Raw genomic sequence first — 23602 nt, 5'->3', positions numbered from 1 at the left:
GGAGGGTCTCGGTGACCGGCGTGTCGGACAAAGTGAGGACAAAATGTACCCCGGGCAGGGTACGCGAATTCCTGTCAGCCTCTTGGGCTCGCGCGGTCGCGTGCGTATGGTCGATGAACGACGTCAGCACTGTCGCGAGACCCGAACGCGATAGCACGGCGTCACCACAAGGGCACGACGGGTTCGCACTGCAGTGTGGGCCCCCGAGCGCGATGATGAGGCCGACCCGAACGGTCTCATGAGACAGGACCGACACTCGCATCCCCCAGCGAGGCCGGTCCTGTTCGTCGTTAAGGAGGTCATCGCCCGTCGCGGTGAGCGGCCTGCCGCCGAGTGTTCTGGAACCGGTTCCCGATGCGGGTCCGACTCGCCTAGAGTGGCGAGTCGGGGCGTGCGCGCTCTCTCGACCACGTCGACGTGATCGACTCGCGCTCCCCGTGCTCGTTCGCACCGCCGCACCCACCCAGGCCCCGAGGAGAAGCTGTGAAGGCGATCCGCCGATTCACCGTCCGCACCGTCCTGCCCGAGGCGCTCGACGCCGTCGCGGCGCTCGCCGCGAACCTGCGCTGGTCGTGGCACGAGCCGACGAGGCGACTGTTCGCGCGCATCGACCCCGTCCTCTGGGACGAGCTCGACCATGACCCGATCGCCCTCCTGGGAGCAGTCGACTCCGCACGGCTCGACGAGCTCGCCGCCGATGGGCAGTTCATCGCCGACGCGCAGGCGCTGCGCGCCGACCTCACGGCCTATCTGGAGCAGCCCCGCTGGTACCAGTCGCTCGAGGACGCCCCGCAGCGCATCGCCTACTTCTCGCCCGAGTTCGGCATCGCCTCCGCGATTCCCCAGTACTCGGGCGGCCTCGGCATCCTCGCCGGGGACCACCTCAAGAGCGCGAGCGACCTCGGGGTCCCGCTGCTCGGCGTCGGCCTGTTCTATCGCGCCGGCTACTTCCGTCAGGCCATCGACCGCGACGGCTGGCAGAAGGAGGCCTACCCACTCATCGACCCCGACGGCCTGCCCATGCAGGTGCTGCGCGAGCCCGACGGCAGCGCCGTGCTCGTCACCCTCGCCCTCCCCGGCGGGCGAAAGCTTCACGCGCGCGTCTGGCAGATGCACGTCGGCCGCGTCGTGCTGCTGCTGCTCGACACGGACATCGCCGAGAACTCCGACGACCTGCGCGGCGTCACAGACCGCCTCTACGGCGGAGGCGGCGAGCATCGACTCCTGCAGGAGCTCCTCCTCGGCATCGGAGGCGTGCGCGCCATCAAGGCGCACGTGCGCGTCACCGGCACGGCCGCGCCGGAGGTCTTCCACACCAACGAGGGCCACGCCGGATTCCTCGGGCTCGAGCGCATCAGCGACCTCATCGCGGAGGGGCTCACGTTCTCGGAGGCACTGCAGGTCGTGCGCGCGGGAACGCTCTTCACCACCCACACTCCCGTGTCCGCCGGAATCGACCGGTTCGACGCATCCCTCATCGGTCGCTACCTCGAGACCGACCTGCTGCCCGGCATCGACGGGCATGACGTGCTCGCCCTCGGACGGGAGGACTACCCGGGCGGCGACCCCGGCGTGCACAACATGGCCGTCATGGGTCTTCGGCTCGCGCAGCGCGCCAACGGTGTCTCGCAATTGCACGGCGAGGTCTCGCGCGGCATGTTCGGCGAGCTGTGGCCCGGTTTCGACGCCGCGGACGTGCCCATCACCTCCGTCACGAACGGCGTGCACGCGCCCACATGGACCGATCCGCTCATGGTGACGCTCGCGAAAGACGCCCTCGGCACGTACGACACGACGCGCTGCGACTGGAGCTCGGACGCCGTCTCGGACGCCGACCTGTGGGCCGTGCGCCGCGCCATGCGCGAGCAGCTCGTCACCGACGCGCGCGAGCGCGTCGCGGCCGCCTTCGCGGAGGAGAACCCTGGCGTCGCCGCACCCCAGTGGATGTCGCGCATCCTCGACCCCGACGTGCTCACGATCGGGTTCGCGCGACGCGTGCCCACCTACAAGCGCCTCACGCTCATGCTCCACGACCAGGATCGCCTGCGCTCGCTCCTCACCGACCCCGAGCGCCCCGTGCAGCTCGTCATCGCCGGCAAGTCGCATCCCGCCGACGACAGCGGCAAGGCGCTCATCCAGAAGCTCGTGCAGTTCGCGAGCGAGAACGACGTTCGCGAGCGCATCGTCTTCCTGCCCAACTACGACATCGGCATGGCGCGACTGCTGTACCCCGGCACCGACATCTGGCTCAACAACCCGCTGCGGCCTTTCGAGGCGTGCGGCACCTCCGGCATGAAGGCGGCGCTCAACGGCTCCCTCAACCTGTCGATCCTCGACGGCTGGTGGAACGAGTACTACGACGGCGAGAACGGATGGGCGATCCCGAGCGCCGACGCTGCGGGCGACGGGGCCGAGCGCGACGCGCTCGAAGCCGAGGCCATGTACGACCTCATCGAGCACCAGATCGCGCCGCGCTACTACGACCGCGACGCCGACGGGCTGCCGCGCCGCTGGCTGCAGAACATTCGCCACACGCTCGCGACGCTCTCGCCCGAGCTCTCGGCCGACCGCATGGTGACCGAGTACGTCGAGCGGCTCTACGTGCCTGCCGCTCGTGCGCGTCGCGCGATCACGGTGGGCGAGTACGGCCCCGCGCGCGAGCTCGCCGCGTGGAAAGCGCACGTCGCCGCCGAGTGGCCGACCGTCTCGGTCGCGCACGTCGAGTCGGGCGGCGTCGGCTCACCGCAGGTCGGGGACGAGCTCACGGTGCAGGCCCACGTCAACCTCGGCGGGCTCAGGCCCGACGAGGTGCTCGTCGAGGTCGTGTTCGGGCGCGCACGCGAGGGCGACGAGCTCGCCGACGTGCACCACCTGCCGCTCATGCTCGAGTCGCACGACCTCGGCCAGCCGGCGATGTTCGCGGGCACCGTGCCGCTCGCGCGCTCCGGGTCGTTCGGCTACACCGTGCGGGTCACGCCGTGCCACGAGCTGCTCGCGCATCCGGCGGAGCTCGGGCTCGTCACCGCGGCGACGCACTAGCGCAGCGCGCGCAGGCCGAAGGGTCCCTCACGTCCGGCCGCGGGTGCGACGGCTAGCATGGCGGACCATGGGCGATGAGCAGAGAGACCTGTACGAGCGTGAAGTGCAGGCCATCGGTGCGACCATCCGCCAGGTGCGCAAGCGGCTCGGACTCACCGTCGAAGGGCTCGCGACGCGTGCCGGTGTGAGCTCGGGCATGGTCAGTCAGCTCGAACGCGGGATGGGCAACCCTGCGCTCGAGTCGCTCGCCCGGCTCGCGCAGGCGCTCTCGATCCCGCTCTCGCAGCTCGTTCACTTTTCCGAGGACGACGATCGCCAGGTCGTGCGGCGCACGGATCGTCGCCGCCTCGACCCGCTCGACCCGCAGAGCGCGGACGACGGACTCGTCCGCGAGCTCCTCACGCCGGGCTCGAGCGTCCCCATCCAGGTCATCCGCACCGTCATGCCGCCTGGCTTCAGCAATGAGTCGCGGCCGTTCCGGCACCTCGGGATGGAGTGCGTCGTCGTGCTCGAGGGGCGGCTGCTCGTCCACTACGGCGGCGAGGAAGTCATCCTCGAGCCCGGAGACGCGATGACCTACCACTGCGCCACGGCGCACTGGTGGGCGAACGCCGGCGACGTCGACGTCGTCGTGCTCGGGGCGGTCACGCCCCAGGCCCCTTAGGCGGTCGGCAGATCGCCGATCGAGCGGTGCAGCTGGACCGTGAGCGCGCCGAGCGGCCGCTCGTCGTCGTCGACACGCAGGTCGAGCAGGGTGCCGTCCTCCTCCTCCACCCTGCTCGGGCCGGTCAGAGCGGTGAGCAGGAGGCTCGCGCTCTGCTGACCGCGCCGGTCGCCGCCGACGTCCTGGGCGGCGTGCATGGCGCTCAGCGCGATCGTCGCGAGGCCCCCCGGTCCGCTCTCCGCATCGTGCAGGGCGTCGATCGCCACCGAGTCGAGCAGCGCGTCGATGACCTCGGGTCCGGTCAGGTAGTTGCCGATGGCGAGGACGCCCGCCCTGCTGCGCGCACCGCACCAGGGCGTGACCTCGGTGCCGGTGTGGCTCGCAGCTCGGCCTCGAGCGTCGAGCAGGCCCACTTGGCGCAGTTCCGCTCGTGCGTCGGTCGCGATGGTCCGCTCGAGGGCGGTCGCGGGGTCGAGCCCTTCCGCGAGGAGTGCGAGCGCGGAAGCCCGCAGCGCCGAGTTGGTGTGGGCCTGCGACACGACGCCGCCCGCACCGATGCGCGCGGCGGGGACGGCGGCCCCGACGGCGGGCGTGCAGGTGGCGCTCGCGACGACGATCCAGCGATGCGCGGGATCGGTGAGCAGCAGCGAGAACGTCATGGGCTCCGTAGATCTCTCGGGGTCCGGGACGACGATGCATGTTGCGGTCGTGTAAACATCCCGATGCTGACTAGCGGTTCTCTAGAATCTACAGCAGAATGATGAAATCTTCACCATACTGATGAAGTCCTGATTGGCACGCTGAAGGAGATACAACCGATGCGACCCACCACAGCAGCACCCTCACGAACCCGTCTCGGGCTGGCCGTGGCCGCCGCCTCGGTACTCGTGCTCGCCGGATGTTCCGCGGGCGAGAGTGTCGACGTCGATGGCGGCACCGGCTCCACCGAGTTCATCGCCGCGATCGGCGGCGAGCCCGACCAGTTCGATCCACAGTCGACCTCCTCGTACTTCTCGTTCCAGGTGCTCGAGAACATCTTCGACACGCTTGTCGAGCCTGACGAGAACCTCTCGATGCAGCCAGCGCTCGCCGAATCGTGGACGGTCAGCGACGACCAGCTCACCTGGACGTTCACGCTCCGCGAAGGCGTGACGTTCCACGACGGATCCGAGTTCACGTCCGAGGACGTCCTCTACTCGTACAACCGCATTATCGACGACGAGCTCGCGAACGCCTGGCGCTTCGCGGCGATCACCGACATCACGGCACCGGACGATCTGACGGTCGTCATCGAGGTCGCCTCGCCCACGCCCAACCTGCTCGCCAACCTCGGCGGCTTCAAGGGCATGGCGATCGTCAACGAGGAGAACGTCGAGTCGGGCGACATCCAGTCGGCCCCCGTGGGCACCGGACCCTTCGTCTTCGAGAGCTACGCCGCAGGAGACTCGATCGAGCTCAGTAGCAACCCTGACTACTGGGACGGCGCGCCGGCCATCGACGGCGTGACGTTCCGCTTCCTCTCCGAGGGGACGACCGCTCTCACGGCGCTCGAGGTCGGTGAGATCCAGTGGACCGACTCGATCCCCGCGCAGAACATCGCATCGCTCGGCGACACCGAGGGGATCACGCTCGGCCAGACCGGCTCGAACGACTATTGGTACCTCGCCCTCAACCAGGCCCGCGCGCCCTTCGACGACGTCCGCGTTCGCCAGGCCATCGCCTACGCGATCGATCGCGACGCGATCGCCCAGGCCGCGTGGCAGGGCGCCGCGACGGTCAACCAGCTCGCGATCCCCGAATCGAGCAGCTGGTACGTGGAGTACGACGGCTACTCGACTGACCCCGAGCGGGCACAGGAGCTGCTCGCCGAGGCAGGCGTGAGCGACTTGAGCCTCGAGATCATGGTCGCGAGCGACTACCCGGAGACCGTGACCGCCGCGCAGGTCATGGAATCCCAGCTCGCCGAGGCCGGAATCGGCCTGGAGATCCGCACGCTCGACTTCGGCACGTGGCTCGACGAGCAGAACTCGGGCAACTTCGACATGCTCCTCATGGGCTGGCTCGGCAACCTCGATCCTGACGACTTCTACTACGCGCAGCACTACAGCTCGGGCGGCTTCAACGTGCAGGGCTACAGCAACGCCGAGGTCGACAGCCTGCTCGACGCCGGCCGCGTCGAGACCGACGAGGCGACCCGGTACGACATCTACGCCGAGGCGGCGACGATCATCGCCGACGAAGCGAGCTACATCTACCTCTACAACCCCGACGTCGTGCAGGCCTGGTCCGACACGGTGAGCGGGTACGAGGTGCGTGGCGACGCGGCCATCCGGTTCCGGGATGTCACGCTGAACGAGTAGCTCGCCAGCGCGAGACGACGATCGAGACGAAGGGCAGACGCGGTGCTGTACATCCTCCGCCGACTCGGCCACACGGCCGTGGTGCTGCTCGGCGTCTCGATCGTCGTCTTCGCGCTCATTCAACTCGTGCCCGGCGACCCCGTGCGGCTCGCCCTCGGCACGCGCTTCAGTCAGGAGTCCTACGACGCGCTCCGGGCCGCCTCGGGGCTCGACCAGCCACTCATCGTCCAATTCTTCAGCTATCTCGGCGGCGCCGTGACGGGAGACCTCGGCGTGAGCTTCCGCTCGGGGCGGCCGGTCACGCTCATCCTGCTCGAGCGGCTGCCCGCGACGCTCTCCCTAGCGGGTGCGGGCATGGTCGTGGCCATCCTCATCTCGTTCCCGCTCGGCATCTACGCCGCGCTGCGCTCGGGCAAGGCGAGCGACGCGATCGTGCGCATGATCAGCCAGGCGGGCGTCTCCGTTCCCGACTTCTGGATGGCCCTCCTGCTCATTCTCGGGTTCTCCGCGAGCCTGCGGCTTCTCCCGTCCTCCGGCTACGTCGCCTTCGGAGAAGACCCGATCGAGTGGCTGCGGCACGTCACGATCCCCGCCGTCACCGTGGGGCTCATCGCGGGCTCGATCATGACCCGCTACGTGAGGTCCTCGGTGCTCGAGGTCCTCGGCTCCGACCACGTCCGCACGGCCCGCTCGAAGGGTCTGCGCGAGCGCATCGTCATCGGGCGGCACGTCGTGCGCAACGCCCTCGTGCCCATCATCACCGTCGGTGGCGTCCAGCTCGCGACGATGCTCGGCGGCGTCATCGTCGTGGAGGTCGTCGTCGCCTGGCCCGGCCTCGGTCGACTCGTGTACGACGCGGTCGCGGCGCGCGACTACCCCGTCATCCAGGGGGCCGTCCTGCTCGTCGCCGTCATGTTCCTGCTCATCAACCTCGCGGTCGATCTCCTCTACGCCCGCATCGACCCGCGCATCCGGCTGTCATGACGAACGCCGCCCCGCTCCGGCCCGCCGTCCCCGAGGGAGGCGCCCCTCCACCTGCGCCCGCGAGCGGCTGGCGGCAGAGCCTCGGCGACATCGCGCGACGCCCCGTCGCCCTCGCGAGCGCCGTCGTGCTGCTGCTCGTCGTCCTCGCCGCCGCGGCCGGGCCGTGGATCGTGCCCTACGCAGCGAACGACATCGACCTCGGCCGCGCGCTGCAGGCGCCCTCCTGGGCCCACGTCTTCGGCACCGACGATCTCGGGCGCGACATCTACAGCCGCGTCGTTCTCGCGGCGGGCGTCTCGGTGCAGGTGAGCGTCGTCTCCGTGTCGATCGCCTTCGCGGCGGGCGTGCTCCTCGGTCTCATCGCAGGATACTTCGGCGGCTGGATCGACACGATCGTCATGCGCATCGTCGACGTCATGTTCGCTTTTCCCGTCCTGCTCCTCGCCCTCGCGATCGTCGCGATCCTCGGGCCGGGCCTCACGACGGCCATGATCGCGATCGGAGTCGTCTACGTGCCGATCTTCGCCCGTGTCGCTCGGGCCTCGACGCTTTCGGTGCGCGAGGAGCCGTTCGTGCGCGCGGCCCAGGGCATGGGCGCGGGCTCCCGGTGGATCATCCTCCGCCACATCCTGCCGAACGTCGCCGCACCGCTCATCGTGCAGACGTCTCTCTCGCTCGCGTTCGCGATCCTCTCCGAAGCGGCGCTCTCCTTCCTCGGTCTCGGCGTCCAGCCGCCGAACCCCTCGTGGGGCCGCATGCTGTTCGACGCGCGCGGCTACCTCGACCAGGCGTGGTGGATGGCAGTCTTCCCCGGCCTCGCCGTCTTCGTGACCGTCCTCGCCTTCAACCTGCTCGGGGACACCCTGCGCGATGTGCTCGACCCCTCACGACGGGAGGTGCGCCCGTGACCGGAGTGTTCGGCGTCGACTCGCTCGGCCTGCGGTTCGGGGCGGCCCAGATCCTCGATGATGTGACGTGGTCCGTCGAGCGCGGCGAGACGCTCGGCGTGGTCGGGGAGTCCGGCTCGGGCAAGAGCATGACGGTGCTCGCCGCCACGGGGCTGCTCCCCGCCTCCGCCGCGATGCGGCTCAGCGGACGCTCCTGGCTCGGCGGCGATGCGCCGTTCGACAACCTGCTGGCGCTGTCGGCCGAGCGCCTGCGCCGCCTCCGCGGGCCGCGCATCGGCTACGTCTTCCAGGATCCGGCGACGTCGCTCAACCCCCTGCTGACCGTCGAGCGGCAGATCACGGAGGGCCTCGAAGAGCACCTCGGGATGACCCGCCGCGCGGCGGCGCGGCGCGCCGTCGAACTGCTCGAGCTCGTCGGCGTTCCCGACCCTGGGCGTCGCGTGCGCTCCTACCCCCACCAGCTCTCCGGCGGCATGCGCCAGCGGGTCATGATCGCCATCGCCCTCTCGTGCGAGCCCGAGGTGCTCATCGCCGACGAGCCGACGACGGCCCTCGACGTGACCATCCAGGCCCAGATCATCGACGTCGTCGCCGACATGCAGGAGCGCTCGGGCACGGCCGTCGTCTGGATCAGCCACGACCTCGGCGTCGTCGGCGGCATCGCCGACCGCATCGTCGTGCTCTACGGCGGGCAGGTGGTTGAGACCGGCACGGTGCGCGACATCTTCGCCGATCATCGTCACCCGTACACGGCGGGACTCCTCGCCTCGCGCCCGCGCATTGGCGACCGCGGGGAAGAGCTCGCGATGATTCCCGGGTCGCCGCCCGACCCGCGGCACCTTCCGCCCGGATGCGTGTTCTACGACCGCTGCACGGTACGGGCGGACGTGCGCTGCGCCACCGAGCGGCCGCCGCTCGCCGCTGTCTCCGGCGCAGCCGAGGGGCATCTGGCGCGATCGTTCTGCGCGCAGGCTCCCGCGGGGGCGGTGAGGGCATCATGACGCGCCCGCTCCTCGACGTGGATTCGCTCTCCGTCGTCTTTCGCGTCCCCGTGCCGGCCGTCGCGGGTGAGCGGCGCACCCTGCGAACCCGGCACGCCGAGGTGCGCGCCGTCGATTCGGTGAGCTTCACGATCGCCCCGGGCGAGACGCTCGGGCTCGTCGGCGAATCCGGCAGCGGCAAGTCGACCATCGCGGGCGCCGTCATGCGCCTCGTCGAGTCGTCGAGCGGTAGCATCACGCTCGACGGCGAGAGCCTCTCCGCGGCGCGCGGCGCGGCGCTCACGGCGCTGCGCCGCCGCATCGCCATGGTCCACCAGGACCCGATGGCCTCCCTCAACCCGCGGCGGACCATCGCGGAGAGCGTGCGCGAGCCCCTCGACGTGCACGGTCTGCACCGCGGTCGCCGCCGCGAGCGCGTGCTCGAGCTTCTCGAACTCGTCGGCCTCGATGCACGCTTCGCCGACCGGTACCCGCGGCACCTCTCGGGTGGGCAGCGGCAGCGCGTGTGCATCGCGCGCGCTCTTGCGAGCGATCCCGAGCTCATCATCCTCGACGAGGCGACGGCCTCGCTCGACGTCTCCGTGCAGGCGCAGATCCTCAACCTCCTGCAGCGGCTCCAGCGCGAGCACAACCTCGCCTACCTGTTCATCGCCCACGATCTCGCCGTCGTCGAGCACATGAGTTCGCGCGTCATGGTGCTGTACCTCGGCCGCGTCATGGAGCTCGCCGATCGCGACGCGCTCTTCCCGAAGGACGGCGAGGGCGTCGACGGCGCGGGTGCAGGCCATCCGTACACCCAGGCGCTGCTCTCCGCCATCCCTCCCGCCGATCCTCTCGCGGAGTCGGGGCGCGAGCGGGTGATCCTCTCGGGGGACGTACCCTCGCCGCTCAACCCGCCGAGCGGCTGCGTGTTCCGCACGCGGTGCCCTCTCGCGATCGACCAGTGTGGCGAGGTGGTGCCGCCGCCCCTCCCCGTGGCCCCCGGCCACGAGGTGCACTGCATCCGCGTCGGCGCGGCGACGACCCTCTGAGTCGCGCGCTCAGCGGGCGAGCGGGGCGAGCCGCCCGCCGGTGAGGCGCAGCAGGTCGTCGGGCGCGAGTTCGAGGTCGACGCCTCGACGCCCGCCGGAGACGAAGACCGTCGGCCAACCCGTCGCGGACTCGTCGAGGAAGGTCGGGCTCGCGGTGCGCTGCCCGAGCGGTGAGATTCCGCCGACGACGTATCCGGTTTTGCGCTCGGCGAGAGCCGGCTCGGCCATCAGGGCGCGTTTGGCGCCCGCGGCGGCGGCGAGGGACCCGAGGTGGAGCATCCGCGATACCGGCACGATGCCGACGACGAGGCGACCGTCGGCGACGGCGAGGAGCGTCTTGAACACGCGATCAGGGTCGACCCCGAGCGCCGCTGCCGCCTCGAGCCCGTAGTTCGCTGTCGACGGGTCGTGCGCGTAGCTGTGCGCGGTGTACGGGATGCCCGCCGCCGTGAGCGCGACCGTCGCGGGAGTACCGGGGCCGGCCTGCGATCCCGCCCGCGTCTTCTTCGCCATGCTCGGTGCTCCGGTCGCTCGCGCGGTCAGTCGTGCGCCCGGAACAGCAGCATCGACGTCGGGCCCACCTCGAGCGCGGTGCCTGGGGTGTGCTCGCTGTCGAGCTCGCTGATGTCGTCGTGAGCGCTGTCCCACAGCAGGGAGTAACCGGCGACGCCCTCGTGCTCGGGCAGGGTCACGTGCACGGGGTCTTCGAGGCCGTGCACGACGAGCAGGATGCGGTTGAACTCCTCGCGTTCTGGCGTCGACGCGGCCAGGTACTGCAGGGTGCGCTCAGCGGGGGAGTCCCAGTCCTCCATCGTCATGGAGGCGCCCTCCTTGTTGTACCAGTCCATCTGGGTGGCGCTCGGCACGGTCTCGCCCCAGCGGCCGTAGCGGCTGGGCCGCAGCGCGGGGTTCTCGCGGCGCAGCTGCGTGAGCCGCGCGACGACGCGGCGCAGGTCCTGCTGCCAGCCCTCGTGCGCCCAGTCGAGCCACGTGAGCTCGCTGTCGTGGCAGTAGGCGTTATTGTTGCCGCGCTGGCTGCGGCCGACCTCGTCGCCCGCGGTGATCATGGGCGTGCCGGCGCTGAGCAGCAGGGTGCCGAGCAGGTTGCGCATGGCCTTGCGCCGCGCGGTCGTGATGCCGGTCTCGTCGGTGGGGCCTTCCACTCCGAAGTTGTAGGAGCGGTTGTGGTCGTTCCCGTCGCGGTTCTCCTCCGCGTTGGCGAGGTTGTGCTTGTGGTTGTGGCTCACGAGGTCGGCGAGCGTGAAGCCGTCGTGGGCGGTCACGAAGTTGACGCTCGCGAGCGGCCCGCGCTCGGCGGCGAAGACGTGCGCACTGCCGGTGATGCGGCGGGCGAGCGAGCCGATGCCGTCGGGAGCGTGCCCGTGCTCCCGCGCCGACGCGATGTCGGTCAGCCAGAAGTGCCGCGCGCGGTCGCGGTAGCCGTCGTTCCACTCGCCGTACCCGTCGGGGAAGTTGCCGACCTGCCAGCCGCCCATGCCGACGTCCCAGGGCTCGGCGACCATCGTCGTGTCCTGCAGCGAGGCATCGTCGAGGATCGCCCGCAAGAGAGGATGCTCGGGGTCGAAGCTCGCCCCCGCGTCGCGCCCGAGCGTGGCCATGAGGTCGAAGCGGAACCCGTCGATCTGCACCTCGCGCGCCCAGTAGCGCAGCGAGTCGAGGATGAGCCGCTGCACGACGGGCCGCGAGGCGTCGAGCGTGTTTCCGCAGCCGGTGACGTCGAGGTACTCGCCGCCGCCGTCCCCGCCGACGTGCCGGTAGTAGCTCGCGTTGTCGATGCCGCGGAAGCTCGACGTGGGCCCGTCGAGGCCCTCCTCCGCCGTGTGGTTGTAGACGACGTCGAGCATGACCTCGAGGCCCGCCTCGTGCAGCAGGCGCACCATGCCCTTGACCTCGCGCAGCACCGCCTCGGGCCCGCCCTGCTGGGCGCGGCGGGTCGCGTAGGCGGCGTGCGGTGCGAAGAAGTTCAGCGTGTTGTAGCCCCAGTAGTTGGTGAGCCCGAGAGCCTGCAGCCGCTGCTCGCTCACGAACTGGTGGATCGGCAGCAGCTCGATCGTCGTGACGCCGAGGTCTTTGAGGTACGCGATCGTGCTCGGGTGGGCGAGCCCCGCATAGGTGCCGCGCAGCTCGTCGGGCAGATCGGGTGCGAGCTTCGTGAGGCCCTTGACGTGCGCTTCGTAGATGACCCGCCGGTCGCCCGGGATGCGCGGCTTGCGCACGCCGCCCCAGTCGAACGCGTCCCCGAGCACCCGGGCTCGCCACTCGCCGCGCGGGCTGCGCTCGAGGCCGCGCGCGTACGGGTCGAGCAGGCGGCGCTCGCCGTCGAAGGCGTGCCCGGCCCCCGCCGGCCCGTCGATGCGCAGCGCGTAGAGCGCGCCGGGGGAGAGGTCGCGCGTCGTCACGTGCCAGGTTCCCGTGCGCATGCGGTGCAGGTCGTGCTCGGCGATCACCCGATCGGCGTCGTCGTGGTCGAACACCTCCACGGTCAGGCGCGAGGCGTGCGCGCTCCACACGCGCAGCTCGCCGCCCTGCGGCGTCTGCAGCACGCCGAGGCGCGACAAGGAGGCGGTAGAGGGCATGGGTCTTAGGGTAAAGCCGATGACCATCTACCTGGACCACGCGGCGACCTCGCCCATGCCGCTCGCCGTGCGGGAGCGGTATGTGGAGGCGCTCGCCGTCGTCGGCAACCCGTCGTCGATCCACTCGGCCGGCCAGTCGGCGCGCGCCCTACTCGATTCCTCGCGCGCCCGCATCGCCGCGACGATCGGCGTCGACCCGATCGAGGTCACCCTCACGGGCGGGGGCACCGAGGCGGTCAACCTCGCCATCAAGGGGCTGTACTGGTCGCGGCGAGCCGCGGGTCTCGGCACGCGCATCCTCGCCCCCGCGGCGGAGCACCACGCGACCCTCGATGCGGTGCAGTGGCTCGTCGATCACGAGGGTGCGAGCGTCGAGTGGCTGCCCGTCGACGCGAACGGCCGGCTGCGGCTCGACGCGCTCGAGGAGGCCCTCACCCCTCGCTCCGTCTCCTCTGACGGCGCAGCCCTGCTCACGATGCTGTGGGCCAACAACGAGGTCGGCACGCTGCAGCCCGTCGCCGAGGCGGCGGCGCTCGCGGCGGCCGCCGGCGTGCCCGTGCACGTCGACGCGATCGCCGCCTACGGCCAGGTACCGCTCGACCCCCTGCCCGCGGGTGTGAGCGCCGTCTCGATCTCTGCCCACAAGGTCGGCGGGCCCGTCGGCGTCGGCGCGCTCGTCCTGCGGCGCGGCACAGAGGTCGAGCCGCTCCTCCACGGCGGGGCGCAGCAGCGCGGGCGCTCCGGCACGATGGATGCCGCGGGGGCGGCCGGGTTCGCCGCCGCCGCCGAAGACGCCTGCGCCGCGCTTGCAGACCGCGCCGACCGCAAGCGGGGGCTGCGTGATCGGCTTGCGGCGGGCATCCGTGATCGCGTGCCGGAGGTGCGCCTGTCGACCGATCTCGCCGACTCCCTGCCCGGCACGCTGCACGTGCGCGTGCCCGGCGCCGAGGGCGACTCGCTGCTGTTCCTGCTCGACCAGGCCGGCTTCGCCGTCTCGACCGGGTCGGCGTGCCAGGCCGGAGTGCCCGAGCCCTCGCATGTGCTCCTCGCGATGGGGGTGTCGCCGACCGAGGCGCGCGGCTCGCTGCGCGTGTCGCTCGGGCCTGCGACGACGGCCGACGAGATCGACGCGTTCCTGGATGCTCTCGCTCACGCCGCCCGTCAGGCCGTCGGCGCGGGGCTCGCGGCGCGGCAGCCCCGCCTCGGTCGCTAGCCGCCCGCCCCGCAACCCCCTGCCCTCGCCCCGATTATGTCGGCACTTTGCGGGCGACACGCCGACGGTGAACGCCCGACCGCCTTCATTCGGTGCCACCAATGCGGGCGGGTGGGCCGCAACCCCGCGTACCCTGGTGGGGTGAAGGTTCTCGCGGCGATGAGCGGCGGCGTCGACAGCGCCGTGGCCGCCGCGCGCGCGGTCGACGCAGGCCACGACGTCGTCGGCGTGCACCTCGCGCTGAGCCGCATGCCGGGCACGCTGCGCTCGGGCGCGCGCGGCTGCTGCACGATCGAGGACTCGCTGGATGCGCGTCGCGCGGCCGAGAGGCTGGGCATCCCGTTCTATGTGTGGGATTTCAGCGAGCGGTTCCGCGACGACGTCATCGACGACTTCATTGCCGAGTACGCGGCCGGCCGCACGCCCAACCCGTGCATGCGCTGCAACGAGCGCATCAAGTTCGCGGCCGTGCTCGAGAAGGCGCTCGCGCTCGGCTTCGACGCCGTCGCGACCGGGCACTACGCGCACATCGTGACGGACGACTCCGGCCACCGGGAGCTGCACCGGGCCTCGGACGAGGCGAAGGACCAGTCGTACGTGCTCGGCGTGCTCACGAGCGAGCAGCTCGCGCACGCGATGTTCCCGCTCGGGCGCACGCCGAACAAGGCCGCCGTGCGCGCGGAGGCGGAGGAGCGCGGGCTCACGGTCGCGCAGAAGCCCGACAGTCACGACATCTGCTTCATCCCCGATGGCGACACGCGCGGCTGGCTGGCCGACCGCATCGCGCCGGCCGAGGGCGCGATCGTCGACCGTGACGGTGCGCAGGTCGGCTCGCACGAGGGTGCGACGAGCTTCACCGTCGGCCAGCGCCGCGGCCTCAACCTGGGTGTGCCGGCCCCCGACGGCCGCCCGCGCTTCGTGCTCGAGGTGCGACCGAGCTCGAACGAGGTCGTCGTCGGGCCGCGCGAGGCGCTCGCGGTGCGCGAGCTCGCTGGGGCGCGGTTCACGTGGGCGGGCCTCGACCCGGTCGCATCCGGCATCGCGGTCGCCGATTCCACCGCACCGGATGCCGTGGCCGAGTTCGCGTGCGAGGTGCAGGTGCGCGCGCATGCCGACCCGGTGCCCGCGCGCGCTCGCGTGGTGCCGAGCGCGGAGGGCGTGCTCGAGCTCGCGGTCACCGTCGAGGAGCCGTTGCACGGCGTCGCCCCCGGCCAGACCGCGGTGCTCTACGTCGGCACGCGCGTGCTCGGCCAGTGCACGATCGACCGTACCGTGAGCGCGGTCCCGGCCACCGCATCCTGACGCCAGACTCGCTCTTCGACCAAACGACGGAGAATGCGCCGGGAACACACTCGGTGCTTGAGTGACAGGCGTGGAACGGGCACCATCTCCGTCGTTCGGTCGAGCCGGGGGCGGGGCCGGGGCCGCGGTCGGGGCCGTGCAGGGGCTGAGTGCGGGGTCGGCGGCCGCTCCTAGACTGAGCGCGTGGCTGACAGCGCTTCTGACGACCCCGGCACGACGACCGCCGCGACACCCGTCGGCGAGCTGAGCCGCGACGCGGCCCGCGCCGAGGTCGAGGCGCTCACGAGCCGCATCCTCGAGCTGCGCGACGCCTACTACGGCCGCGACACGGTGCTCGAGGACGACGCCTCGTACGACGAGAAGTTGCAGCGGCTGGCGGAGATCGAGCGCGAGTTCCCCGAGTTGCAGAGTCAGGACAGCCCGACGCAGACGGTCGGCGGCCGTGCCGAGTCCACGCTCTTCGACCCGGTGACGCACGCCGAGCGCATGCTGAGCCTCGACAACGTGTTCACGCCGGAGGAGTTCGCGGCGTGGGCGGCGAAGGTCGAGCGCGACGCGAACCGCGCGGTGCACTGGCTGTGCGAGCTGAAGATCGACGGGCTCGCCCTCAACCTGCGCTACGAGCGCGGGGTGCTCGTCAGCGCGGCGACGCGTGGCGACGGGGTCGTCGGCGAGGACGTGACCGAGAACGTGCGGCTCGTGCCGGGCATCCCGAACCACATCGACGACGACAGCGTGCCCGACCTCGTGGAGGTGCGCGGCGAGGTGTTCATTCCGAAAGCGGCATTCGATGCCCTCAACGGCCTGCAGCGCGAGGCGGGCGAGCGCGAGTTCGCCAACCCGCGCAACGCGGCGAGCGGCTCGCTGCGGCAGAAGGCGGAGGGCAAGAATGCGGCGCAGCTGGCGCGCATGCACGATCGGCTGAGCCGATTGCGGATGCTCGTCCATGGCATCGGCGCGTGGCAGAACCCGCCCGTGGCGGCACAGAGCGAGATCTACGAGCTGCTGTCGCGCTGGGGGCTGCCGACGAGCGACCACGCGAGCGTGCGCGACTCGGCGGAGGGTGCCGCCGAGTTCATCACCCACTTCGGCGAGCACCGCGACAGCGTCGAGCACGAGATCGACGGCGTCGTCGTCAAGGTCGACGAGCTGGCCCTGCACGACGAGCTCGGGGCGACGAGCCGAGCCCCGCGCTGGGCGATCGCCTACAAGTACCCGCCCGAGCAGGTCAACACGAAGCTGCTCGACATCGTCGTGAGCGTCGGCCGCACGGGCCGCGCGACGCCCTTCGCGGTCATGCAGAAGGTGCGCGTCGCCGGCAGCGAGGTGCGGCAGGCGACCTTGCACAATCAGGACGTCGTCAAGCTCAAGGGCGTGCTCATCGGCGACACCGTGGTGCTGCGCAAGGCCGGCGATGTGATTCCCGAAGTGCTCGGGCCGGTCGTCGAGCTGCGCGACGGCACCGAGCGCGAGTTCGTCATGCCCACCCACTGCCCGGAGTGCGGCACCGAGCTGAGGCCCGCGAAGGAGGGCGACGTCGACCTGCGCTGCCCGAACGCGCGCAGCTGCCCGGCGCAGGTGCGCGGCCGTGTCGAGCACATCGGCAGCCGTGGTGCACTCGACATCGAGGGCCTGGGCGAGATCGGCGCCGCGGCGCTCACCCAGCCGGAGGTGCCCGAGACGCCGCCTCTCGTGACCGAGGCCGGGTTGTTCGCGCTGACGCTCGAGCAGCTGCTGCCGATCGAGGTCATCGTCACCGACAGCGAGACGGGGCTGCCGAAGCTCGAGGAGGACGGCGAGGCGAAACGGCGCAGTCCGTTCCGACGGCTGAGGAGAGCCCCGCTGCCCGGCCAGGAGCCGACGAAGTCGAAGCCCGACCCGCCCTACGACCCGGCGGGGCCGTTCGACGGCGACGAGCAGTTCATCGTCTCCTCCGCCGCGACGAATCTGCTCGACGAGCTCGAGAAGGCCAAGAAGAAGCCTCTGTGGCGAAAGCTCGTGTCGCTGTCGATCCGGCACGTGGGCCCCGTCGCCGCGCGGGCGCTCGCCGACCACTTCGGGTCGCTTCAGCACATCAGGGAGGCGACGAAGGAGGAGCTCGCCGCTGTCGACGGCGTGGGCCCGATCATCGCAGAGGCGCTCGTCGACTGGTTCGCCGTCGACTGGCACGTCGAGATCGTCGAGTCGTGGCAGAGGGCGGGTCTCGAGTGGCACACAGAGGGCCACCCCGGCCCCGGAGCGGCGGCCGCCGCCGGGGGAGTGCTCGCGGGCGTCACCGTCGTGGCGACCGGCAGCCTCGAGGGCTTCACGCGCGAGGGTGCTCAGGAGGCGATCATCGCCGCGGGGGGCAAAGCGGCGAGCAGTGTGAGCAAGAAGACCGACTTCGTGGCCGCTGGCCCGGGCGCCGGCTCGAAGCTCGCCAAAGCGGAGCAGCTGGGCCTGCGCATCATCGATGCGGCGCAGTTCGCCGAGCTCGTCACGCAGGGGCCCGAGGCGCTCGACGAACCAGCGGCCGCGGGGGAGTAGCGCGCGGCAGACTCTTGATGTCGTCCGTGTAACGACTCCGTGAATGATGAAGGTCTTTGCGGCGATACCCCCCGTTGGGGTCACTTTTCCCCTACCATGAAACCGCGCTGTCTACCCGTGTCTCGGGGACAAGGGGTCTGGCAGCGCGCGAGGGGATCGCAGTGCTCTTCGATGCGACGGCTGTACTTATTGCCTCGCTGACTGTCGCGACGGTCGGCGGGCCCGTCGTGCTGCCCGAGAACTTGGGCGTCTCCTCGAGCTTCTCCTCCGCTCACGCCGGCTACGCGTTCACGACCCCCGACGCTCACGCCGTCACCTCCCCGGCACCGCACACTCTCGCAAGCCTCACCTCCCCGGCACCGCACACCCTCGCGAGCCTCACCTCCGCACCGCTCGCCCCGATGACCCCCGCCCCTGGGCGGGCCATCGACCTGCCCACCAGTCTGGATCAGCGGTCGGCCCCGACCGTCGTCGCTCCCGCGCTCCCCCTCGCGGCCGAGCAGTTGGCGACGTTCTCGGGCTCTTCGCTTCTGCATGGCCTCTCGGCGCTGCCCCCGGCTGCCGCGGCCGACTTCGTGACCACGCATCCCCATGCGGTTCACGAACTCCTGAGTTCGCCGCCTGCGGCGCACCAGGTGACCAGCTGGTGGGCAGGCCTCGATGCCACCGCGCAGCGTTCGCTCATCGCCGCGACCCCCGAGGTCGTCGGCAATCTGGACGGCGTGCCGTTCGCGGTGCGCAACCAGGCGAACCGGGCGCTGCTGCGCTCCACGATCCGCGAGCTGGAGCTGGAGGCCGATGCCGCGGTGGGGCGCGCGGTCGCCACGCAGAACCTGCACCGACTCGAGATGCTCTACGAGGTCGTGGATGCTCTGGGCCCGGCCATCGCGAACCCGCCGCGCTCGCTGCTGAACCTCGACACGCACGGGCAGGGCAAGGCCGCGGTCGTGCTCGGCGATCTCGAGACGGCCGACTACGTGAGCTACATGATCCCGGGCATGCTCGTCACGGTCGCGGGCGACATCGTGGGCTGGACGGGCTTCGGCGCGCGCTTGTACGACGACCAGACGTCGTGGCTCGCCCTGCTGGCAGAGGCGGGTGCGGCGACGCAGGAGCAGACGGTCGCGACGGTCGCGTGGATCGGCTACCAGACGCCGAGTCTCATGAACGTCGGCAGCATGGAACTGGCCTATGAGGGTCGGGATGCGATCGCTGCCGCGATCGAGGGCCTGCAGACTCTCCGGGCGGATGACCCGCCCTTCGTCTCCCTCCTGACCCACTCGTACGGCTCCACGGCGGCACTGCTGGCGCTCGAGGACGACACGACGGTCGACGCGCTCGCGATGGTCGGCTCGCCCGGCTCGCCCGCGCAGAGCGTCGACGAGCTCAACGTGCGCGGTGACGTGTTCGTGGGCGAGGCGGCGTGGGATCCGATTCCGAACAGCGCCTTCTTCGGCTCCGACCCGGGCGCCCCGTCGTACGGCGCGCGTGTCATGAGCGTGCTCGGGTCGGTCGACGTCATCACGAACGAGGTGCTCGCCGGGTCGGCCGGGCACAACGAGTACTGGGTGCCGGGCACCGAGTCGATGCGCAACCTGGCGCTCATCGCGATCGACCGGGGCGAGCTCGTGACCGACGGTTCGGCGCTCGACGCGGGTCGCACGCTCGCGATGCTGCACTGAGCAGCCTCGCGCTGGCTTCCACCCGACCGCCACCCACGCAGACCTGACAGTCTGCTGTTCCTGCGGCGCATGCCGGTGTTAGGTTGACCGCGGAGGGCCATGATCAGGCGCAGCAGGTTCGGCATCGTCGCCGTGGCGGCGGTCATCGGTGTCGCCGCTCTCAGCGGATGCACGCTGCAGGCTCCGTCGGCGGTGGAGGACGAGGAGGCGCGTGAGCGCTTCGTCGCGCTGCTCGACGACACCCAGGCGGCGGCGGGCGGCTCCTGGTCGGTGCAGGACGATCCGACGCCGCGCGAGTGCACGATTCCGCTGTGGGTGACGGGGGAGCGCTTCCCGGCGCTGCGCCTGGCCGAGGCGCCGGCGTCGCCGTCTCGCGCTGCCGATCGGGTGGAGGAGGCGTGGCGAGCCCATGATCTCGAGGTGACGCTCACCGAGGTGTCTGACGTCATCGAGCTGAAGGGCGAGAGCGCGCAGGGCGAGCTGCTGCTGTTCCGCGCGAGCGACAGCGCGATGACGCTTACGGGCGAGAGCGAGTGCCGCCCCGTCGCGTGAGCGCTGAGCCGTGAGCGCTGTCCCGTGAGCGCTGTCGCGTGGGACCCCTCGCGTGAGCCCGTCGGGGCCGAGCATCCGTCTCAGTAGGATGGGAGCATCCCGCTTGCCTGCAATTTTTCGTTTCGGAGTCCCATGTCTGAGATCACGCCCGAGCGCGTCGCGCACCTGGCGTCGCTTGCCCGCATCGCTTTGACCGACGACGAGATCGAGCAGCTCACGGGCGAGCTCGGCGCGATCGTCGACGCGGTGGCGACCGTGCAGCGCGTCGCGACGCCGGATGTGCCGGCGACGAGCCACCCGATTCCGCTGACGGGCGGCATGCGCCCCGACGAGGTGGGGCAGACGCTCACGACGGAGCAGGCTCTCGCGGGCGCGCCCGACCACGACGGCAGCCGCTTCCGCGTGACCGCCATCCTGGGCGAAGAGCAGTAGGGGCCACGATCATGACCGATCTCACTCGCCTTTCTGCTGCCGACCTGTCGTCTCGTCTGACGTCGGGCGACGTCTCGAGCGTCGAGGTGACGCAGGCGCACCTGGACCGCATCGCGGCCGTCGACGGGGATGTTCACGCGTTCTTGCACGTGAGCGCCGACGCCCTCGACTCGGCCGCGAAGGTCGACGCCGACCGTGCTGCGGGCAAGCCTCTGGGCGAGCTGGCCGGTGTGCCGATCGCCATCAAGGACGTGCTGTGCACGCTGGATATGCCGAGCACCTCGGGTTCGCGCATCCTCGAGGGGTGGGTGCCGCCGTACGACGCGACGGTGGTCGCCCGCCTGCGTGAGGCGCGCCTGATTCCGCTCGGCAAGACGAACATGGACGAGTTCGCGATGGGCTCGTCGACGGAGCACTCGGCGTACGGGCCGACGAAGAACCCGTGGGCACTGGACCGGATTCCCGGCGGTTCGGGCGGCGGTTCGGCGGCGGCGGTGTCGGCGTTCGAGGCGCCGATCGCACTCGGTAGCGACACGGGCGGCTCGATCCGCCAGCCGGCCGCGGTCACCGGGTCGGTGGGCGTGAAGCCGACGTACGGCGGGGTGAGCCGCTACGGCGCGATCGCGCTCGCGAGCAGCCTCGACCAGGTGGGCCCGGTGTCGCGCTCGGTTCTGGATGCGGCTCTCGTGCACGACGTGATCGGCGGGCACGATCCGCGCGATGCGACGTCGATTCCGGATGCGTGGCCCTCGATGGCCGCGGCCGCTCGCGCTGGCCAGTCGGGTGACGCTCTCAAGGGCGTGCGCGTCGGCGTGGTGGAGGAGCTCGAGGGCGAGGGCTTCCAGGCGGGCGTGAAGCAGCGCTACCACGAGACGCTCGACCTGATGGCGGCGGCGGGTGCCGAGATCGTCGAGGTCAGCGCTCCGAACTTCGAGTACGCGATCGCGGCGTACTACCTGATTCTGCCGGCGGAGGCGTCGAGCAACCTGGCGAAGTTCGACTCGGTGCGGTTCGGTCTGCGCCGCGAGGTCGCGGGCGGAACGGTCGAGGATGTCATGGCGGCGACGCGCGAGGCCGGTTTCGGCCCCGAGGTGAAGCGCCGCATCATCCTGGGCACGTACGCGCTGTCGGCCGGATACTACGACGCCTACTACGGGAGTGCGCAGAAGGTGCGCACGCTCATCCAGCGGGACTTCGCGGCGGCGTTCGAGCAGGCGGATGTTCTCGTGTCGCCGTCCGCGCCGACGACGGCGTTCAAGTTCGGCGAGAAGATGTCTGACCCGCTCGCCATGTACTTGAACGACGCGACGACGATTCCGGCGAACCTGGCGGGAGTGCCCGGCATGGGCCTGCCGATGGGTCTCGCGCCGGAGGACGGCCTGCCGGTGGGTCTGCAGATCATGGCGCCCGCACGCGAGGATGCTCGCCTGTACACGGTGGGCGCGGCGGTCGAGCAGCTGCTCGAGGCGCAGTGGGGCGGCCCGCTGTGGACCCAGGCGCCCGAGCTGGCCTAGTCGCGCCAACCCCGCGCTACCCTGCGCGTTCCCGCACAGCCAGCCCCGCCCTAGACAGTCCGGTCCTGCCGTGCCAGCAGGCTCGGCATGTCTGCGTTCCACGCGGCGCCGCTACCCGGCCTGGGCGCCGAGGGCGCGCTCGAGCACGCGACTCTTGCGGGGTGCGGGGACGGGACGTTGTTCGGGGTCGAGAGACCGGGGTGGCACGACCGCGAGCTCGCCGTCGACCCGGGTGATGCCCCAGTCGTTGTTGTGCAACAGCAGGTGGTGATGTCGGCAGAGCAGCACCCCGTTGTCGACGTCGGTCGGCCCGCCCTGCTGCCAGGGGATGATGTGGTGCGCTTCTGACCAGGAGGGCGGCCGGTCACAGCCGGGGAAGCGGCAGCCGCCGTCGCGCGCGGCGAGGACCAGGCGCTGGCGGCCTGTGAACAAGCGGGTGCGACGCCCGAGCGACAGCACTTCGCCGGCATCGGTGACGACGATGGGCGTGACGCCCGCCTCGCACACATGCCTCTCGGCGGTGGTCATGCTGATCGGCTCGGTCTGACCTTCGATGCGGGCGATGCCGCGGCCCTCGCGGAGGTCCCGCTCGGCGACGATGAGCTGAACGGCGGGCGGGCGGGCTCCGAGCAGGTCGGTGGGCGCGACGCCTCCGCCCAGTCGAAGCAACTCAACGAGCGTGTCGGCGGCGATCTGCTCAGTCGTGCGGGTGTCATCGACGAGCCGCTCAGCTCGTTCCACGTCGGCGGTGCTCGCGAAGCGCGGCCCGCCCCGCCGCGGTGAGGTCGCGGCGTCGATCGCGGAGGTGACGAGTGCCGCGGACTCCGGGTCGAGCAGCCCGGAGAGTCGGGTCATGCCGTCGGGCTGCAGTGAGAGGTAGAGGTACCGCCGGTCGCGCAAGGCCTGTTCGCGCTCGGCGACGCGACTCGCGTCTGCCTCGGCATCGAGCTCGGCGCGGGCGTATCGTGCTCGGGCGGCGAGCTGCTCGACCGTGCAGGTCGGAGCTTCGGCCACGAGCCGCTCAGCGGCCTCCGCGAGCTGTTCCGCGGTCACGCCGCCGCTGTCGCCCTTGTCAGGGCTCTCGTCGGCGCGCGACTGCACCGAGCCGTCGCCCGGGGCGTCGCGCGGGGCGTCGGGCGCGCTCGGCTCGCCGAGCCCGGCGCGGATCGCGTCGGCAGCCCCGAGCGACAACCGCGCTGCGGCGACGGCTGCTGAGACCGACGCGAGCCAGGGCCTGCCCAGACGTGCATCACCTGGGTCGGCATTGCTGGTGTCGTCGGGGGAGGGGAGCGGGGAATCCGGATCGGAGGCGGGCGGCGGCGTCGCCATGAGGGTACCGACGCGCACCATGGCGGACGCGTCGCGGGAGGTCGCGCCAGTGAGGCGCTGGACGAGGCGTTCGGGGGTGCGGACTCCGAGGCGTTGGGCGAGGCCCTCGCCGCCCAGGTCGCGGCGGGAGCGGTGGGCGATCTCGGCGGCGACCGTGGCGGCGGCGGTATCGACGCGGCGCCCGATCTCGGCGAGTGTGCGCTGCTGCGCGATGAGGTCGTCATCGGTCAGATCTGACACCTTCGGGGGCGCAAACGCGCGCGACACATCGACGAGCGATGTGTGCAGTGCGTTCGAATCTGACATGGCCCCATTCTCCCGCAGACTCGAACACCAGTCCAGAGGGCGAGCAATACTCGTGGATAAGCTCTCGCAAGCGGCGCCTGTGGAGGAGCGGCGGAGCGGTACGAATCGGAACGGGGCCGAGGCCGAGGAGAGGACACCCGTCTCGCCTCCGCCCACCCCTGC

At 71.1% G+C, this 23602-nt stretch carries 18 protein-coding genes; 14 read left to right on the top strand and 4 right to left on the bottom strand.

Features of this window, described 5'->3' with window-relative positions; translation table 11 throughout:
• The first annotated feature begins 483 nt into the window (after positions 1 to 483).
• Complete coding sequence (glgP, locus tag IE160_RS09160) at positions 484 to 3039, top strand: alpha-glucan family phosphorylase (RefSeq protein ID WP_191150888.1); 2556 nt, start codon at positions 484 to 486, stop codon at positions 3037 to 3039.
• 67 nt (positions 3040 to 3106) lie between these two features.
• Positions 3107 to 3703, top strand: a complete 597-nt coding sequence (locus IE160_RS09155) for a helix-turn-helix domain-containing protein (protein WP_179872305.1) — start codon at positions 3107 to 3109, stop codon at positions 3701 to 3703.
• Here IE160_RS09155 and IE160_RS09150 read toward each other — a convergent pair.
• Positions 3700 to 4362, bottom strand: coding sequence for a DUF1028 domain-containing protein (locus tag IE160_RS09150; RefSeq protein WP_191150887.1), 663 nt, complete (start codon positions 4360 to 4362; stop codon positions 3700 to 3702). The two genes, IE160_RS09155 and IE160_RS09150, sit on opposite strands and share 4 nt — an antisense overlap.
• A gap of 159 nt (positions 4363 to 4521) precedes the next feature.
• Between IE160_RS09150 and IE160_RS09145 the strand changes: the two genes are divergently transcribed.
• From IE160_RS09145 to IE160_RS09125, 5 genes are read left to right on the top strand one after another with little or no spacing between them, the layout of a single operon-like run.
• A complete protein-coding gene (locus IE160_RS09145) occupies positions 4522 to 6063 on the top strand; it encodes an ABC transporter substrate-binding protein (RefSeq protein ID WP_191150886.1) in 1542 nt (513 codons plus the stop codon).
• Positions 6064 to 6105: 42 nt separating this feature from the next.
• Positions 6106 to 7047 carry an ABC transporter permease gene (locus tag IE160_RS09140; RefSeq protein WP_179872302.1) on the top strand — a complete coding sequence of 314 codons (942 nt, stop codon included), beginning with the start codon at positions 6106 to 6108 and terminating at the stop codon, positions 7045 to 7047.
• On the top strand, positions 7044 to 7955 hold the full coding sequence (locus IE160_RS09135; RefSeq protein ID WP_179872301.1) for an ABC transporter permease: 912 nt from the start codon (positions 7044 to 7046) through the stop codon (positions 7953 to 7955). Before IE160_RS09140 ends, IE160_RS09135 begins: the two co-directional genes overlap by 4 nt.
• Complete coding sequence (locus IE160_RS09130) at positions 7952 to 8956, top strand: ABC transporter ATP-binding protein (RefSeq protein ID WP_179872300.1); 1005 nt, start codon at positions 7952 to 7954, stop codon at positions 8954 to 8956. The genes IE160_RS09135 and IE160_RS09130 overlap by 4 nt, the downstream gene beginning before the upstream one ends.
• The gene (locus IE160_RS09125; RefSeq protein ID WP_179871837.1) at positions 8953 to 9987 is read left to right on the top strand and encodes an ABC transporter ATP-binding protein; all 1035 of its coding nucleotides are present in this window, start codon (positions 8953 to 8955) and stop codon (positions 9985 to 9987) included. The genes IE160_RS09130 and IE160_RS09125 overlap by 4 nt, the downstream gene beginning before the upstream one ends.
• Before the next feature lie 9 nt (positions 9988 to 9996).
• Here the strand turns inward: IE160_RS09125 and ybaK are convergent, their stop codons facing one another.
• Together ybaK and glgX are read right to left on the bottom strand one after the other, a co-directional pair.
• On the bottom strand, positions 9997 to 10500 hold the full coding sequence (ybaK, locus tag IE160_RS09120; RefSeq protein ID WP_179872299.1) for a Cys-tRNA(Pro) deacylase: 504 nt from the start codon (positions 10498 to 10500) through the stop codon (positions 9997 to 9999).
• A gap of 26 nt (positions 10501 to 10526) precedes the next feature.
• A complete protein-coding gene (glgX, locus tag IE160_RS09115) occupies positions 10527 to 12584 on the bottom strand; it encodes a glycogen debranching protein GlgX (protein ID WP_179872298.1) in 2058 nt (685 codons plus the stop codon).
• Positions 12585 to 12603: 19 nt separating this feature from the next.
• Between glgX and IE160_RS09110 the strand changes: the two genes are divergently transcribed.
• The 7 genes from IE160_RS09110 to gatA all read left to right on the top strand — a co-directional run bounded on the left by IE160_RS09110 (position 12604) and on the right by gatA (position 21805).
• Positions 12604 to 13797, top strand: a complete 1194-nt coding sequence (locus IE160_RS09110; protein WP_179872297.1) for a cysteine desulfurase family protein — start codon at positions 12604 to 12606, stop codon at positions 13795 to 13797.
• Positions 13798 to 13938: 141 nt separating this feature from the next.
• Positions 13939 to 15099, top strand: a complete 1161-nt coding sequence (gene mnmA, locus IE160_RS09105) for a tRNA 2-thiouridine(34) synthase MnmA (RefSeq protein WP_224744432.1) — start codon at positions 13939 to 13941, stop codon at positions 15097 to 15099.
• A gap of 183 nt (positions 15100 to 15282) precedes the next feature.
• Positions 15283 to 17625 (top strand): NAD-dependent DNA ligase LigA, encoded by a 2343-nt coding sequence (ligA, locus tag IE160_RS09100; RefSeq protein WP_191150885.1) that lies wholly within the window; start codon positions 15283 to 15285, stop codon positions 17623 to 17625.
• A gap of 161 nt (positions 17626 to 17786) precedes the next feature.
• Positions 17787 to 19307 carry an alpha/beta hydrolase gene (locus tag IE160_RS09095; RefSeq protein ID WP_191150884.1) on the top strand — a complete coding sequence of 507 codons (1521 nt, stop codon included), beginning with the start codon at positions 17787 to 17789 and terminating at the stop codon, positions 19305 to 19307.
• A 99-nt stretch (positions 19308 to 19406) separates the two neighbouring features.
• Entirely contained in the window at positions 19407 to 19859 is a 453-nt protein-coding gene (locus IE160_RS09090) for a hypothetical protein (RefSeq protein ID WP_152583204.1), read from the top strand.
• Between the two features lie 132 nt (positions 19860 to 19991).
• Positions 19992 to 20291 carry an Asp-tRNA(Asn)/Glu-tRNA(Gln) amidotransferase subunit GatC gene (gene gatC / locus IE160_RS09085; RefSeq protein WP_152583205.1) on the top strand — a complete coding sequence of 100 codons (300 nt, stop codon included), beginning with the start codon at positions 19992 to 19994 and terminating at the stop codon, positions 20289 to 20291.
• Positions 20292 to 20302: 11 nt separating this feature from the next.
• Positions 20303 to 21805, top strand: a complete 1503-nt coding sequence (gene gatA / locus IE160_RS09080; RefSeq protein WP_191150883.1) for an Asp-tRNA(Asn)/Glu-tRNA(Gln) amidotransferase subunit GatA — start codon at positions 20303 to 20305, stop codon at positions 21803 to 21805.
• Positions 21806 to 21916: 111 nt separating this feature from the next.
• Here the strand turns inward: gatA and IE160_RS09075 are convergent, their stop codons facing one another.
• A complete protein-coding gene (locus tag IE160_RS09075) occupies positions 21917 to 23440 on the bottom strand; it encodes an HNH endonuclease signature motif containing protein (RefSeq protein WP_191150882.1) in 1524 nt (507 codons plus the stop codon).
• Between the last annotated feature and the right edge of the window lie 162 nt (positions 23441 to 23602).

It is taken from the genome of Chryseoglobus sp. 28M-23 (assembly GCF_014789785.1).
Lineage (GTDB): Bacteria > Actinomycetota > Actinomycetes > Actinomycetales > Microbacteriaceae > Microcella > Microcella indica.
Note: the sequence above shows the minus strand (reverse complement) of the source record. Positions and strands in the feature narration are given on the sequence as shown.

Coding starts and splice junctions, on each gene's coding strand:
- IE160_RS09155 (WP_179872305.1), top strand. CDS start 3,107: ATGGGCGATGAGCAGAGAGACCTGTACGAGCGTGAAGTGCAGGCCATC.
- IE160_RS09150 (WP_191150887.1), bottom strand. CDS start 4,362: ATGACGTTCTCGCTGCTGCTCACCGATCCCGCGCATCGCTGGATCGTC.
- IE160_RS09145 (WP_191150886.1), top strand. CDS start 4,522: ATGCGACCCACCACAGCAGCACCCTCACGAACCCGTCTCGGGCTGGCC.
- IE160_RS09135 (WP_179872301.1), top strand. CDS start 7,044: ATGACGAACGCCGCCCCGCTCCGGCCCGCCGTCCCCGAGGGAGGCGCC.
- IE160_RS09125 (WP_179871837.1), top strand. CDS start 8,953: ATGACGCGCCCGCTCCTCGACGTGGATTCGCTCTCCGTCGTCTTTCGC.
- ybaK (WP_179872299.1), bottom strand. CDS start 10,500: ATGGCGAAGAAGACGCGGGCGGGATCGCAGGCCGGCCCCGGTACTCCC.
- glgX (WP_179872298.1), bottom strand. CDS start 12,584: ATGCCCTCTACCGCCTCCTTGTCGCGCCTCGGCGTGCTGCAGACGCCG.
- IE160_RS09110 (WP_179872297.1), top strand. CDS start 12,604: ATGACCATCTACCTGGACCACGCGGCGACCTCGCCCATGCCGCTCGCC.
- IE160_RS09090 (WP_152583204.1), top strand. CDS start 19,407: ATGATCAGGCGCAGCAGGTTCGGCATCGTCGCCGTGGCGGCGGTCATC.
- gatC (WP_152583205.1), top strand. CDS start 19,992: ATGTCTGAGATCACGCCCGAGCGCGTCGCGCACCTGGCGTCGCTTGCC.
- gatA (WP_191150883.1), top strand. CDS start 20,303: ATGACCGATCTCACTCGCCTTTCTGCTGCCGACCTGTCGTCTCGTCTG.
- IE160_RS09075 (WP_191150882.1), bottom strand. CDS start 23,440: ATGTCAGATTCGAACGCACTGCACACATCGCTCGTCGATGTGTCGCGC.